The 15675-nt window shown below is 63.8% G+C and carries 10 protein-coding genes; all 10 read left to right on the plus strand.

The window, feature by feature from the left end; all coding sequences use genetic code 11:
* The first annotated feature begins 78 nt into the window (after nucleotides 1-78).
* Nucleotides 79-5316 (plus strand): diguanylate cyclase, encoded by a 5238-nt coding sequence (locus IPI56_04920; protein ID MBK7545079.1) that lies wholly within the window; start codon nucleotides 79-81, stop codon nucleotides 5314-5316.
* 232 nt (nucleotides 5317-5548) lie between these two features.
* Nucleotides 5549-7897: a biosynthetic-type acetolactate synthase large subunit gene (gene ilvB, locus IPI56_04925; GenBank protein ID MBK7545080.1), complete on the plus strand. Its 2349-nt coding sequence runs from the start codon at nucleotides 5549-5551 to the stop codon at nucleotides 7895-7897.
* Between the two features lie 40 nt (nucleotides 7898-7937).
* Nucleotides 7938-8966 (plus strand): ketol-acid reductoisomerase, encoded by a 1029-nt coding sequence (gene ilvC / locus IPI56_04930; protein MBK7545081.1) that lies wholly within the window; start codon nucleotides 7938-7940, stop codon nucleotides 8964-8966.
* Nucleotides 8967-8970: 4 nt separating this feature from the next.
* A complete protein-coding gene (locus IPI56_04935) occupies nucleotides 8971-9624 on the plus strand; it encodes a phosphatidylserine decarboxylase family protein (GenBank protein MBK7545082.1) in 654 nt (217 codons plus the stop codon).
* Nucleotides 9621-10505 (plus strand): CDP-diacylglycerol--serine O-phosphatidyltransferase, encoded by an 885-nt coding sequence (pssA, locus tag IPI56_04940; protein MBK7545083.1) that lies wholly within the window; start codon nucleotides 9621-9623, stop codon nucleotides 10503-10505. Before IPI56_04935 ends, pssA begins: the two co-directional genes overlap by 4 nt.
* Complete coding sequence (locus IPI56_04945) at nucleotides 10502-12064, plus strand: 2-isopropylmalate synthase (GenBank protein ID MBK7545084.1); 1563 nt, start codon at nucleotides 10502-10504, stop codon at nucleotides 12062-12064. The genes pssA and IPI56_04945 overlap by 4 nt, the downstream gene beginning before the upstream one ends.
* A gap of 2 nt (nucleotides 12065-12066) precedes the next feature.
* Complete coding sequence (gene leuC, locus IPI56_04950) at nucleotides 12067-13464, plus strand: 3-isopropylmalate dehydratase large subunit (GenBank protein MBK7545085.1); 1398 nt, start codon at nucleotides 12067-12069, stop codon at nucleotides 13462-13464.
* Between the two features lie 9 nt (nucleotides 13465-13473).
* Nucleotides 13474-14100 carry a 3-isopropylmalate dehydratase small subunit gene (locus IPI56_04955; protein MBK7545086.1) on the plus strand — a complete coding sequence of 209 codons (627 nt, stop codon included), beginning with the start codon at nucleotides 13474-13476 and terminating at the stop codon, nucleotides 14098-14100.
* Nucleotides 14097-14465: a PilZ domain-containing protein gene (locus tag IPI56_04960; GenBank protein MBK7545087.1), complete on the plus strand. Its 369-nt coding sequence runs from the start codon at nucleotides 14097-14099 to the stop codon at nucleotides 14463-14465. Before IPI56_04955 ends, IPI56_04960 begins: the two co-directional genes overlap by 4 nt.
* A 67-nt stretch (nucleotides 14466-14532) precedes the next feature.
* Nucleotides 14533-15600, plus strand: coding sequence for a 3-isopropylmalate dehydrogenase (locus IPI56_04965; protein ID MBK7545088.1), 1068 nt, complete (start codon nucleotides 14533-14535; stop codon nucleotides 15598-15600).
* The last annotated feature ends 75 nt before the right edge of the window (nucleotides 15601-15675 follow it).

Raw genomic sequence — 15675 nt, forward strand, 5'->3', positions numbered from 1 at the left:
TTTAAAAACCCTCCCATAACTCCATAAAAATCACTTGAAAACCCCCGGGGTGGGGTCTATCCTTGAGACGGAAGCCCAATGACGACACCCCTGGATTCGCCCGACGGTCACCTGCCGGAAAAAATCGGACCCTATCGCCTTTTGGATAAGTTGGGCGAGGGGGCCAGCTCCGTGGTGCACCGGGCCTTTCACGAAGAGGACCCCACCCAGCCGGTCGCCATCAAACTGACCAAGGGTCTCTGGACCGAAGCGGACATCGAAACCCGTGTCCGCTTCGAGCACGAGGCCGACTTGCTGTCGCGCCTGTCCCACGAAAACATCGTCCAATTGCGCCGTTTCGGCGTGCACGGCGGCGTCCTTTACCTGGTGATGGAACTGGCGGCGGGGCGCGCCCTGTCGAAGCTGATCGTCGGTCGGGAAATCCTCAAAATCCTCGACATCGTGAGCGTCCTGCGGCAGGTGGCCCAGGCCCTGGCCCACGCCCACGCCAAGGGCATCCTCCACCGCGACATCAAACCCTCGAACGTGGTGGTGGCCCTGGCCAACGGAGCGCCGCGCGTCAAGGTGTTGGATTTCGGTTTAAGCCGGTTGCAGGGCCGCGCCGTCGGCGCCCAAACGGTGGGGACTTTCCTCTACATGTCCCCCGAGCAGTTGGGCATCCTGCCCCAGGCGGTGGACGAGCGCAGCGATCTCTATTCCCTCGGCATGCTGGCCGTCGAGCTTTTGAACGGCCGCCACCCGTTCGCCGGCCAGGGGGTCCGGGAATTGATCCACAGCCACGCCGCGGTCGTGCCGGAATTGCCGAAGGAAACGCCGGAGGGTCTCCAAAACATTCTCCACGCGTTGTTGAAAAAAGACCCCGCGGAACGCTACGCGAGCGCCGCGCAGTTGGTCAAGGACCTGGACGTCCTTGAGGAACGACTCCGCCGCGGCGAGGGGGGAGCCTTCCCCCTGCGGCTGGGGGACGTGGGGGGGAAATTGGGGCTGCCCCGGTTTTTGGGCCGGCAGCCCGACCTGGACGCCCTGCGCGATCAATACGAAAAAGCGGCCGGCGGCGGCCGCGCCTGGGCGTTGCTCTCGGGGCCGTCCGGCGTGGGCAAGAGCCGTTTGATCGGCGAGGCCGCGCTCGGGTGGTCCAGGGGTCCCGTCCTTTGGGCGCGCGGCCGCGATTACGGCCAGGCCACGGCCCACGGGTTGGTCGCCGAATTGTTCCGGGGAATCGCCCCGGAGGCGCTCTCTCCCCGGGCCGTCGAGCGATTGCGATCGGCGGTGGGGGAGCGGGGGGAGGATTTGCTCCGACTGGCCCCGGAACTCCGCGCCCTTTTGACCGGCCCCATGGACACGACCGACCTGGCCCCGGAACGGCGCCAACAGCGGTTCCTCAACGTGGCCCTGGACGCTCTGCAGGCCCTGGGCGACCGGGATTCGCCCCTGGTGTTGGTCGTCGACGACGTGCAATGGGCCGATGAGGGCAGCCTGCTGGTGCTCCGTCGGTTCTTGGAAAGCGCCGACACCCGTTCCGTCCTGGGGGTTTTTGTCCACCGCACCGACGCCGGGCTGGGCGGGGAGTCGGTCCCGGCGTTTCTGGAGGCCCTGGGCGGCCTGGCGGAAACCCGGCGTCTGGTTCTGGACCCGTTGACCGAGGGACAAATCGCGGCCATCGTTGATTCCATGCTGGGCGCGCCGAACCCCGAAATAGCTTCAGCGGTCGCGGCCCAAGCCAAGGGCAACCCCCTGTACGCCGTCGAATTCCTCCGGTCTTTGGTGGAGTCGGGGGCCATCCAGGGGGGCGGGAAGGAAGGGTGGCGCGTGGTCGATCCGGCGCTCCTTCACGAGGGGCAATCCGGCGGCGTGACGGGAAAGATCGCCGGACGGGTGGACCTGTTGCCCGAAGAGGAGCAGGCCATCGTCAAAATCGCGGCGGTGGTGGGGAACCCTTTCGAATTCGACGTCCTGTCTTCCGCCGTCGCCCGGCGTCTGGGACTTCCCCCCGAGGAGGCGGCCCGTCGGGTGGCCCACGCTCTGGAGCTCGCCGGCCAGGCCCGTCTGGTGGAGCCCCTGCCCGGCGGCGGGAAATACGTTTTTTCCCATAACAAAATCCGGGAGGCCATCGACGCCCATTTGGGGGAACAGCAACGGGTGGACCTCCACCGCTGCGTGGGCCTGGCGCTGGAAGCGGCGGGAAATCCCGACGGGCGGATGTTTGATTTGGCCCACCATTTCACCCGCGCCGGGGACACGGAGCGGTCCGTGGCGTATTCCCTGCGGGCAGGGGAAATCAGCTTGAACCGTTACGCCCAGCGGGAGGCCCTGGCTTTTTTCGGCACCGCCCAACAGGGCCTGGAGTCCATGATGCCCGGCCCCCGCCGCACCGCCACGGAACGCCAACTGCTCGAAACGCGGGGGGAGGCGGAACGGATGATCGGCCGTTACGAGGAGGCTTTGCGCGCTTACGAACGAGCCGCGGCCCTGTCCGAGGACAAGAAAGACCGGATCCGGATCAAAACCAAAATCGGTCGCGCCTTGTTTTCCAAGGGGGAACACCGGCGCGCCGCCGGGGTTTTGGAAGAAGCCCTCGGCTTGGCCGGGGATTCGATTCCCCGGTCCCGGTTCGTCCTTTTTCTGGGTTTGTGCCGGGAATTCGTTGTTCAGCTGTGGCACACGTTGCGTCCGCCCCGCGCCCGGAGCGGGGCGGGGGAGGGGGTCAAGGAGCTCGGCCGTTTGTATGACGAACTTTCCCACGTCTATTACTTCACGGACAAACTCAAAGCCCTGTTCATCCACCTGCGGCATTTGAATTTCGCGGAGCGATGGCGGATTCCCGAAATCCTGTCCCAGGCCTATTGCAACCACGGACCCGGGGCGGCCACCGTCGGTTTGATGAACCGGGGCGTCGATTACATTTTGAAGGGCCTCGCTTACCGGGAACAGGCCGGGGACCGCTGGGGCGTGGCCCAGGCGCGGAGTTACCTGGCGGCTGTCCTGTTTCTTTCAACGCAATCGCGCGAAGCCATCCGCCAGGCCCGCCTGGCGGAGCCCGAGTTTGAGGAATTGGGGGACCGCTGGGAGTTGATCACCCTTTATTTGACACTGGCGTCGCTGTACGCACAGGTCGGGGAGTGGGCCCAGTCCGAAGCGTACATTGAACGCATTCGTCGATTGGCCACGGTTTCAAAGAATTGGTCGGGCCTGGCCCTGGCCATCCGCGGCAGCGCCGAGTTGTTGGGGCGGATTCCCCCCGATCGGGTGATCGAACAGGCGCAGGCGGTCCTGCCGCTTTGCCGCGAGGCCGGCGATCACACCGCGGTGGTCGGGCTCCTTTACGCCTGCGGGCGAAGCGCTCTCGCCGCCGGCCGACCGGAACAGGCCGAGGCTTTTTACCGGGAAGCGTTGGATCTAAAGGCCCGTCACCCCATCGCACGGGGCGGGCACTTGGGCCTTCCCTTTCGAATGACGGACGCCCTGGTGGCCCGGGCCCGTCGCGCCCACGACGCCGAGGAAAAGCGTCGGGTCCTCAAAGAAGCCGTCCGCTGGGAGCGCGCGGGTCGCCGGGAGACGACCATTTCCTCGATCAAACTGCTCTACACCTTGAGCCTGTCCACCCGGGCGAACCTCCTGAACGCCCTGGGCAACCACAGGGCGGCCGAAGCGCTCTGGGAACGTTGCCTGATGAAGGGGTTGGGCCGATTGAGCCCCAACGAGATGGCCATTATTTTCGGCGATTTCGGCGAGGCGCTGCTCCCCCGGGACCGGGAGCGCGCCGTCAACCTTTTGCGCGACGCCCTCCGCATCCACGAGAAAATCGGGAATCGGCTGGAAATGGAGCGAATCGCGCGGTTGTTGCCGGAACTGGCCGTGGCGCCTTCCACGGAATCCATCCGGCCCTCGCGGTCGGCGACGGGGTCGTCCTCCTCCTCCCACGGCCGGTTGGTGGAGGCGGAGCGCCTGGAAACCCTGGTGGAGGTTTCGGTTCAATTGACCGGGATCTTGGATTTGGACCAGTTGTTCCACCGCGTCGTCGATGACGCCGCGCGCATTTTCGGGGCCGAGCGGGCCATCCTTTTCTTGAATGAAAACTCCCCCGAAGGATTTCGCCAAAAGGCCGTGTCCCAAACGGAAGGGGCCAAATCCGAGGCCCGCCCCGTGCCGGGGGCCATCCTGGTCGAGGTGTTGAAAAAGGGCATCACCCTCCTCAGCGACGACGCCCAGATCGACGCGGCGATCAACGTCTCCGAAAGCGTCGTTTCGTCGGGGGTCCATTCGTTCATGGCCGTGCCCCTCAAATCCAAAGAGCGGATTCTGGGAGGCCTTTACCTGGACAACCGCCTCCTCAAGGGCTTGTTCTCCAAGCACGACCTCAAAATCCTCGCGGCCTTCGCCTCGCAGGTGTCCGTCGCCCTGGAAAACGCCCGGCTCTTTTCGGGACAGACCCGCGCCCAGGAGGAATTGCGCCAGCTTTATGACGCCAGCCGCGAGTTGATGGGCGTTCTGGACCGCCGACTGATTTACGCGTCTTTCTTGTCCCGGTCCCGGTCCCTCACCGGCGCCTCGGCGGCGGCCATGGTGTTTTGCGAGGAGGGCGGCCCCGCGGTGCGTCTGCAAAACGGTTTTGCCCCCGCCCATATCAAAGAAATCGAAGGGTTGGCGGCGGGGTGCCAGGTCCGCGACCCGATGGAAAAAATCTTAAACGACGGGACGGCTGTTTACTTGGTCCCCCTTTGGGTGGGGGACGCGCTGGAGGGAGGCGTGGTGGTCCGCGACGTGCGGGACGGACGATCCCGCGATCTCCTGGCCCATCTGGCCACCCAATGCTCCCTGGCCCTGCACAACGCCCGGTTGTACGAGATGGCGATCACCGATGAAATGACGCAAGTCTATCAGCGCCGGTATTATGAAATGGTCACGAAAAACCTGGTCGACCGCCGAACACGTTTTGCGCTGATCCTCATGGACATGAACGATTTTAAAGCCATCAACGACTCCCTCGGACACGGCGTGGGCGACGCGGTGTTGAAGGCGGTCGGCCGCGCCCTGCGGCAGACGCTCCGGGTGAGCGACATCGCCGCCCGGATCGGCGGCGACGAGTTCGCCGTGGTCCTGACGGGGGAGAGCGAGGAGGCCACCCGCCAGGTGATGGAAAAACTCCGCGAGGCGGTCGCCGCCATCCGCGTGGACGTCCCCGGCGGCGCCCCGCCCCGGGTGTGGGCCAGTTTCGGGTACGCCATGTCCGAGGAGGGGGATTGGGCCGCCGTGTCGGCGGCGGCGGACCGGCGCCTTTACGAGGACAAGCGCCGCAGCAAAAAACCCCCGGGTTAAAAATAGCCTTGACGGACCCCCCCCATTTTTCTAAAATGAAAAGGATGAACCAAATCAATGTCGCGCTTGCCGTTGTCGTCTTGGTCCAGGGCCTCGTCCTGGGCCGGGAGGGCTTTGCGCTGTAAGCGGACATTGATCGGAAGAAACCCGCCGCCGGCGCAAAAGCCCCGGCGGCTTTTTTATTTTTAGGCTAAAATGTCGGTTAAAATCACTTCTTGAGGGGCGTACCGCTATGACGCACAAACCAACGACGCACACGCATTTTCTGTCCTGCCTGGTGGAAGACCGCCCGGGCGTTCTGGCACGGATCGCCGGGTTGATCTCCAGCCGGGGCTTCAACATCGACTCCTTGGCGGTGGGCGGCACCCACATCGCGGGCATCTCCCGGATTTCCCTGGTGTGCAACGGCGACGACCGCGTGGTGCGGCAAATCATCAGCCAGTTGAACAAGTTGGTGGACGTGATCCGCGTGTCCGACTTGAGCTGGGAAGACAACGTGGAAAGCGAATTGGTCCTTTTGAAGGTGAACACCGCCGATCGGGACGGGTTGAGCGCGGCCTGTCGTCCCTTCCACGCGCGGGTGCACGACAGCCCCGGCGGCTTCGTGATCGAGGACGCGGGGCGCGGCGAAGAGGTGGACGCCCTGCTCAAAGCTTTGGCGCCCTTCGGCATCCAGGAGGTGTCGCGGACGGGACGCATTCTCCTGCAAAGGGGAAAAAGTCTCGACATGTCGGCGGACCTGGAACTTCACGCCGACACGGCGGTTCCGTCGGACGGGGAGGCCATGACCGGCGCGGACCTGATCCCCCGCGTCCTGGCGAAGGAAGGCGTGACCACATTGTTCGGGTATTCGGGCGGCGCCATCCTGCCCGCGATCGACGCCTTGTTTCGGTACAACGAAAAACACGCCGGCGCGGCCAAGATCAAATACATCGTGCCCGCCAACGAACAGGGCGCCGGGTTTATGGCATCGGGTTACGCGCGGTCGACCGGGCGCGTGGGCGTGGCGTTGGTGACCTCCGGTCCCGGCGCCACGAACACGGTCACACCGATCCGCGACGCCATGGCCGATTCCGTGCCGATGGTGGTCTTGACCGGGCAGGTCCCCCGGCCCGCCATCGGGACCGACGCGTTCCAGGAAGCCCCGGTGTTCAACATCATGATGGCCTGCGCGAAACACGTGTTCCTGGTGGAGAACCCCGAGGAATTGGAAGCCACCCTGCGAACGGCTTTCTGGATCGCCCGCACCGGGCGCCCCGGGCCGGTGGTGATCGACATTCCCAAAGACGTGCAAAACGCCCCCGTGCGTTTCAAGGGCGCGGGACTCCTGCCGTTGCGCGGCTACCGCCGCCGGGCGGAGGCCCTGTCCCAGGCGCGGCTCTCCGACGAATCCGCGCGCGCCTTCTTCCAGCGTTTGGGCGAAGCGCACCGACCGCTCCTTTATGTCGGCGGCGGCGTGGTCAACGCCGACGCGTCGGCCGAGTTGCGCGAATTCGCCGAGACGTTCCAGATCCCCGTGGTGACGACCCTCTTGGGCATCGGCGCGTTGGACAAGGAACACCCCCTCAATCTGCACATGCTGGGGATGCACGGGACGGCCTACGCCAATTACGCCGTGGAGGACTGCGACTTCCTTTTCGCCGTGGGCGCTCGTTTCGACGACCGCGTGGCCGGCAAGGTGATGGAGTTCGCCCCCAAGGCGACGTTCATCGCCCACCTGGACATCGACCCCTCCGAAATCGGCAAGGTCAAGACGCCAACCTGGTCCCATGTGGCCGACGCCAAGCGGGGACTGCGGGATTTGATCGACGCGGGCAAAAAAAGCGGGTTCAACCGGGATTTCGCCGCCTGGCTGCGGCACGTGGCCGCGACCAAGAAGGCGCACCCGCTCGATTACAACCGCGCCTCCGATAAGATTCAGCCCTACGCCGTGTTGGAAAAGGTGGCCGCGTTGACGCAAGGGCGCGCCATCGTGTCCACGGGCGTGGGCCAGCACCAGATGTGGGCGGCGCAGTACGGCCGCACCGCGGTGCCCCGGCGGTGGCTGACCTCGGGGTCCATGGGCACCATGGGCTACGGCCTTCCGGCCGCCATCGGGGCGCAATTCGCCAACCCCGACGCCCTGGTGATCGACGTGGACGGCGACGGCAGCCTGCGCATGAACTTCAGCGAGTTGGAAACCGTCACGACGTACAACTTGCCGATCAAGGTGCTGTTGTTGAACAACGAAGGCGACGGGATGGTGCGCCAGTGGCAAACGCTGTACTTCAACCGCCGGTATTTCGCCATCGACAAAAACCTGCACACGTTGGACTTTGTGAAGGCCGCCTCGGCCATGGGGTTCCCCTTCGCCCAGCGGGTCGAAAAACCCGTCGATGTGGACGCGGTGCTGAAGGCTTTCCTGGAGGCCAAGGGGCCGGCTTTCCTGGACGTGCGCGTCGACCCCTTCGCCTTCGTCTACCCCATGGTGGGCCCGGGCATGAGCTACAAGGAGATGGTGACGGGGGACTGGATCAAATCGCGCCCGCAACAGGTGGCGCCCCACGAGATCCCGGCCGACGTGGTCCCGGACCTCTTCTAATGAGATATAATTCCGTTTTTCCAAAACCCAAGGAGATCGTATGTCGATAACCCTGAACGCCAAGACGTTTTACGACAAGGACGCCAACCTGGATTTATTGAAAGGCAAAAAAATCGTCGTGTTGGGCTACGGCTCCCAGGGCCACGCCCAGGCCCTCAATTTGAAGGATTCGGGCTGCAACGTGGTCGTCTCCGTCCGCAAGGGCGGCCGCGGCTTCACCCTGGCCGTGAAGCACGGCTGGGTGGAGGGGAAAAACCTCCTGACCGACAACGTCGCCGCCGTCAAAGACGCCGACTGGATCCATTTCCTTTTGCCCGATGAAGCCCAGGGGCCCGTTTGGCGCAACGAGTTGTCCGGTCACGTCAAAAAGGGCGTCGTCCTTTCGTGGTCCCACGGGTTCAACATCCGTTTCGGCCAGATCGTCCCGCCGAAAGAGGCGGACGTCGTTTTGATCGCTCCCAAGGGCCCCGGCCATTTGGTACGGCGCACCTACGAAGAGGGCAAAGGCACGCCCGCTTTGGTGGCCGTGGAGCAGGATTTTTCCGGGAAGGCCCTGGATTACGCCCTGGCCTTCTGCAAGGCCATTGGATCGGCCCGCGCGGGGGTCATTCAGACCACCTTCACCGAAGAGACGGAAACCGACCTGTTCGGGGAACAGAACGTGTTGTGCGGCGGCGTGGTGGACCTCATCAAGGCGGGGTTTGAAACCCTGGTCGAGGCGGGTTACCAGCCGGAAATCGCCTATTTCGAATGCCTCCACGAGCTGAAACTCATCACCGACCTCGTCCAAGAGGGCGGCATCGGGTGGATGAACTACTCCATTTCCGATACGGCCGAATACGGCGAATACAGCCGCGGCCCCCGCCTGGTGACGGCGGCCACAAAAGCGCAAATGAAAAAAAACCTGGAGGAAGTCCAGAACGGGATTTTCGCCCGGGAGTATTTGATGGAAAAGGCCATGGGCGGCACCGTCATGAACAGCCAGCGCCGCGCCAACGCGGCGCACCCCATCGAGCAGGTGGGCGAAAAGTTGCGGGCCATGATGCCGTGGCTGAAAAAGAAAGAATAGCGGCGTGAGCGCGAAACGCTGGATCCCCGTCGCCGGGGACGGCTGGAAATTCATCGGGGGGTTCCTGGTGGTCGGTCTCCTGGCCGGCCTCGGTGGGGTTTGGTTCGCCCGGGTTGTGGCCGTTGTCGGCGTCCTGGCCGCGGGGTTCGCCCTGTACTTTTTCCGCGATCCCGACCGGGACGTCCCCCGCACCGAGGACGTACTGTCGCCCGCGGACGGCCGCGTGATGGAAGTGGCCGCGATCGACGGCGAGGGGTACGGCGCGGGGCGCGTGATCCGCATTTTCCTCTCGGTCATGGACGTGCACATTCAGCGATCGCCCGTGGGCGGGCGGGTGATCAAGGCCCGGTATCGGCCCGGAAAGTTTTTGGACGCCCGTGACCCGCGCGCGCCGTTCGTCAACGAAAGCAACGCCTTGGAAATTGAAACGCCCCGGGGCCGCGTGGTGGTCCGCCAGATCGCGGGCCTGATCGCCCGGCGCATCCTTTGCTGGGCGCGGCCGGAGGAAACCCTGGCGCCCGGCGAGCGGTTCGGTTTGATACGGTTCGGTTCGCAGGTCGACTTGTATTTGCCGGCCGATGTGGAGATTTTGGTGGGCGTCGGCCAACGGGTGGTCGGCGGCGTGACGGCGGTGGCCCGTTGGGGAGGACATCCATGAACGTTCGGGATTTGATCAGGGCGGTGTGGGATCGTGGGTCGGAAGCGCAGCTCAAGGTGCCGCCGGCATCGACGGCGCCGCGCCCCCCGGTGCGGCGGGGCATCTATTTGTTGCCGGCCCTGTTCACCATCGGGAACATGGCCTTCGGGTTCTTTTCCCTGGTGAAATCGGTTTCCTACGAATTCGGCGCGGCCGCCACCGCCATCCTTTTGGGCCACGTGCTCGACATCCTGGACGGCACCGTTGCCCGGTTGACCAAGACCACCAGCCGCTTCGGCGTCGAGCTGGATTCCCTGGCCGACTGGTTGACCTTTTCCATCGCGCCGTCGTTCTTGATGTATCAGTTGGTCCTCAAGGACAACAAGTCCTGGGGTTTCGCCATCGCCCTGCTGTTCGTCATCTGCGGGGCGTTGCGGTTGGCGCGGTTTAATTTGAAGGCCCAAATGGGGGAATCGACCCCGGGCTTTTTCCTCGGGTTGCCCACCCCGGCGGCCGGCGGCATGTTGGCCATTTTCGCCCTGCTTTACGACGTGATGGAGCTGGGCAAGCCCATCAAGAGCTTCCGCTTCGTGATGAATCAGGTGCCGATGTTCTACGAGGTGGTGCCGGCCGTGATGTTGCTCTTGTCGCTCCTCATGGTGTCGGACGTGCGCTACGCAAAGTTCAAGGCCTCGAACCTGTTGCGTCCCCGCAGCCTGCGGGCCTTGGTCTTGACGGTGCTGGCCGGGCTCATGATTTGGGTGTACCCCCAGAACGTGATCTTCATCCTCTACGCCTTCTACGTGGTGTGGGGGATTGTGAGCTACTTTTTCGGACGGACGCCGCGCGGGGAATCCGGGCGGGTGGCCAAGGACGACCCCTTGGACAGTTACGGGAAATGACCATGAAAAACAAAACCCAGGACCGCGTGATCGTCTTCGACACAACCCTGCGCGACGGGGAGCAATCCCCGGGCGCGAGCTTGAACATCGAGGAAAAGCGTCAGGCCGCCCGCGCGCTCGCGGATCTGGGCGTGGACGTGATCGAGGCCGGGTTCCCGGTGTCGAGCCCCGGGGATTTCGAGGCCGTCAAAACCGTCGCCAAGGACGTTCGCGGGCCCGAGGTCTGCGGGTTGGCGCGCGCCATCAAGGGGGACATCGACGCCTGTTGGAACGCGGTCAAGCACGCCAAAAAACCGCGCATCCACACTTTTATCGCCACCTCCGATCTCCACATCGAACAGAAATTGCGCATGACCCGCGCCCAGGTCCTCGATCGGGCGGTGGAGATGGTTCGCTACGCCAAAAAATTCACCGACAACGTGGAGTTCTCGGCGGAGGACGCCGTCCGCACGGATTTCGATTACCTGTGCCAGGTCGTCGAGGCCGTGATCGACGCCGGGGCCCGGACGGTCAACATCCCCGACACCGTCGGCTACTCCATTCCCTCGGAGTGGGGGGACAAGATCGGCCGATTGATCGCCCGGGTGCCCAACATCCGCAAGGCGGTCGTGAGCGTCCATTGCCACAACGATCTGGGCCTGGGCGTGGCCAACAGCTTGGCGGCCATTCAACACGGCGCCCGCCAAGTCGAGTGCACCATCAACGGCATCGGCGAGCGCGCCGGCAACGCCGCGCTCGAAGAGATCGTCATGGCCCTGCGCACCCGCAAGGACCTGTTTCATTTGACGACCGGGGTCAACACCCGGGAGATCGCCCGCGCGAGCCGCTTGCTGTCCAAATTGACGGGCATGGTGGTTCAGCCCAACAAGGCCGTGGTGGGGGCCAACGCCTTCGCCCATTCCTCGGGCATCCACCAAGACGGCGTCCTGAAATCCCGCACCACCTACGAAATCATGAACCCCGAGGACGTGGGGGTGGAGGAGAGCGCCCTTCTGCTGACGGCGCGTTCCGGCCGCAACGGGGTCGTGAGTCGTTTGAAACATTTGGGGCACACGCTCTCGGGCGAAAAATTGGAGATTCTGTTCGCCAAATTCAAAACCCTGGCGGACAAAAAGAAATACGTTTTTGACGACGATCTGCTGGCCCTGGTGGAGGAAGAGGGCCGGGAAAAAGCCGAGGACGTGTTTCACATGGATTACCTCAATACCACCTCCGGCACCGGCATCGTCCCGACGGCCACCTTGCGTTTGAAGAAGAAGGACAAGGTGTACCAGGAGGCGGCCTGCGGCGACGGGCCCGTGGACGCGGTCTACCGCGCCATGGACAAAATCGCGGGCGTCGTTCCCGCGCTCCAGGACTACCAACTGCGGTCCGTTTCCTCCGGAACCGACGCCCAGGGCGAGGTCGTGGTGCGCGTGGAGCACAAAGGCTTGGTGGTGACGGGCAAGGGCACGTCCACCGATATCGTCGAGGCCAGCGCGAAGGCCTATCTGAACGCCCTCAACAAAATCTTGACCGCACGGCCCCGGCGGGCCGTGGCCAAGAACCAAGGAATGTGACCATGGGAAAAACGCTGCTCGACAAAGTCTGGGATTTGCACACCGTCCGGGAACTGCCGAACGGCCAAACGCAGTTGTTTATCGGACTCCATTTGATCCACGAGGTCACGAGTCCTCAAGCTTTTCAAATGATCCGCGAAAAAGGCCTGCGGGTCGCCTGTCCCCAGCGGACGTTCGCGACCGTGGACCACATCGTCCCCACGGACAACCCCAACCGCCCCTACGCCGACGGGCTGGCCGAGGAAATGATGGTCGCCCTGGAAAGAAACTGCCGGGATTTCGGGGTCAAATTTTTTAATTTCGCCTCGGGCGAGCAAGGCATTGTGCACGTGGTCGGGCCCGAACAAGGGTTGACCCAACCCGGGCTGACCGTGGCCTGCGGGGACAGCCACACCTCCAGCCACGGCGCCTTCGGCGCCATCGCCTTCGGTGTCGGGACCACACAAATCCGAGACATCCTGGCCAGCCAAACCCTGGCGCTGACGCGCCCGAAGGTGCGGCGCATCCGGGTGAGCGGGGCCCTTCGCCCCGGGGTTTACGCCAAGGACGTGATCCTGGCGGTGATCCGTCGCCTCGGCGTCAACGGCGGCATCGGCTTCGCCTACGAATTCGCGGGGGAAACCATCGACCGAATGACGATGGAGGAACGGTTGACGATCTGCAACATGGCCATCGAAGGCGGCGCACGGGTGGGCTATGTCAATCCGGACCGCACCACGGTCGAGTTCTTGCGCGGCCGGCCCTACGCCCCGCGCCCCGAAGAGTTCAAAGCGGCCGAGTCTTGGTGGCTCTCCATGGCTTCCGACCGTGACGCCGTCTTCGCCGACGCCTTTGATTTGGACGCCGGCGCGCTGGAGCCGCAAGTCGCCTGGGGCATCAACCCCGGTCAAACCGTCGGGGTGACGGAGATCCTCCCTCGTCCGGAGCAATCCAAAACCGACAAGGCCGGCCTGGAAGAGGCGTACAAATTCACGTCCTTCGTTCCCGGCGCGCCCGTGCAAGAGGTCAAAATCGATGTGGCGTTCATCGGCAGTTGCACCAACGGACGCATGTCGGACCTGCGCGAGGCCGCCCGCGTCGCCAAGGGGCGTCGCGTGGCCAAAGGGGTTCGGGCGATCGTGGTGCCCGGGTCCCAAAAAGTCCAGCGCGAAGCCGAAGCCGAGGGGTTGCCCGAGGTCTTCCGGGCGGCGGGGTTCGAGTGGCGCAACGCCGGCTGTTCCATGTGCCTGGCCATGAACCCCGACAAATTGAAGGGGCGCGAGATCTGTGCCTCCAGTTCCAACAGAAATTTCATCGGTCGTCAGGGGAGCCCCACCGGGCGAACGCTCCTGATGAGCCCGGCCATGGTGGCCGCCGCGGCCGTTCAGGGCCGCGTGACCGATGTGAGGGAAATGCTTTAGGAGTCAACCATGAGCGAAAACACTTCCATCATCAAATCGGTCTCGGGCCGCGGGATCGCGGTGCGCGGCGACGACATCGACACGGACCGGATCATGCCCGCGCGGTACCTCCGGTGCGTCACCTTTGCGGACATCGGCCAATACACGTTCCAAGACGAGCGTTTCGATCCCCAAGGAAACGCCAAGTCGCACCCCTTTAACGCGCCCGAACACCGGGGGGCCTCGATCCTGGCGGTGAACAAAAACTTTGGTTGCGGGTCCTCCCGGGAACACGCGCCCCAGGGCATCAAACGCTGGGGAATCCATTTGATCGTGGGGGAATCCTTCGCGGAAATTTTCGCCGGGAACTGCACGGCCATCGGCCTGCCGGTGGTCACGGCGGCCCCGGCCGACGTGGCGGCGCTTATGGAATTCATCGAAACCCGACCCGCCGAAACGGTGACGGTCGACCTCCAGGCGAAGCGCGCCACTTTCGGCGGTCGGGCGATCGCCCTTGAGATGCGGGATTCCTTCCGGGCGTTGTTCTTGGACGGCACGTGGGATTCGACGGCCACCCTGCTGGCGGCGCGGGATCAAATTCAAGAAACCGTGGAACGCGTTCCGTACCTGCATTGGGGGGCGGCCCGGGTCTCGTGACCGGGAACCTTGGCGACTTCCCGCACCGGCCGCGGGCGGCGGAACGCGCGGCCAGCGACATCCCTTTGGAAATTTACGACGCCGAAGGGCGGACCCTCCGGGGCGTTTCGCGCCTGTTGGATGTGTCGAAGAACGGGGCCTGCGTTGAATCGACCTGTGAGTTCAACGAAGGAGACGGGTTGGTGTTGCGGGGCTCCGTCGGAGACGGGGAAGTGGTGCCGTTCCGCGCGGTGGTGATTTGGCGGAGTTTTTCGTTTCGCCTTCACCGGTACGGGCTTCGGTTCGACGATTTGTCGCCGGCGGCGCGCGAATCCGTGGACCGCTTTGTGAGCTTGACCGCGGCCCGCTGGCGGAAGAAAAGGTAATTCGTTCGGGTCGGCGGGTCGCCGGGCAAATTTTCGCAGCGTCATTTCGCATCGAGAGGAAAAGGCCATGTCCAAGAAAATCCACAAAATCGCGGTGATGGGCGGCGACGGCACCGGGCCGGAAGTCGTCAACGAAGGCGTCAAAGTTTTGAAGGCGGTGGGTAAATCCTTGAACATCGCCTTTGACTGGATTCCCTACGATTTGGGCGGGGAGCGCTACAAACGGACCGGCGAGATTTTGCCGGATTCCGTCCTGGCCGAATTGCGGAAGGTGGACGCCATTTACCTGGGCGCCATCGGTCATCCGGACGTCAAGCCGGGAATCCTGGAAAAGGGCTTGTTGCTGCAATTGCGTTTCCAGCTCGATCAATACATCAACCTTCGCCCGGTGAAACTCTATCCCAACGTCGAAACCCCTCTGAAGGACAAGGGGCCGAAAGACATCGATTTCGTCGTCGTTCGCGAGAACACCGAAGGCCTCTACGCGGGCGCCGGCGGGGTGCTCAAGAAGGGGACGCCGGACGAAATCGCGGTGCAAGAGTCCATCAACACGCGCAAGGGCGTGGAGCGCTGCCTGCGCTACGCGTTCCAGTACACGCGTCGGCGCAACAAGAACAAGAAGCTCACGCTCGTCGGAAAAACGAACGTGCTGACCTACGCCTTCGACCTCTGGGAAAGGGCCTTTCATGAAATCGGCCAAAAAGATTTCGCCGACATCCAGCGCGATTACGCCCACGTGGACGCCACCTGCATGTGGATGGTGAAAAACCCCGATTGGTTCGACGTCCTCGTGACCGACAACATGTTCGGGGACATCATCACGGACTTGGGCGCCATGGTGCAGGGGGGAATGGGCATCGCGGCGGGGGGAAACATCAATCCGGAAGGGGTCTCCATGTTCGAACCCATCGGTGGTTCGGCCCCGAAATACACCGGCAAAAACGTGATCAATCCCTTGGCCGCCATTTGCGCGGGAGGCATGATGCTGGATGTCCTTGGCGAAACCGACGCCGCCCAACGGGTGGAAGGGGCCGTGGTCAAGCTGTTGAGCTCCGGAAAAATGAAGAGCCAGGCGGCCGGCAAAATGGGGATGAGCACCACCGAAATCGGGGATTGGCTCGCGGCCAACGTCTGAGTTTTCGCGTTCACACCCCCCGCTCCGCGTTCCGGGGCGGGGGGTTTTTATTGTTACAATACGGTTACAACAAAT

This window comes from Elusimicrobiota bacterium (genome assembly GCA_016706425.1).
In the GTDB taxonomy this organism is placed as follows: Bacteria; Elusimicrobiota; Elusimicrobia; order FEN-1173; family FEN-1173; genus JADJJR01.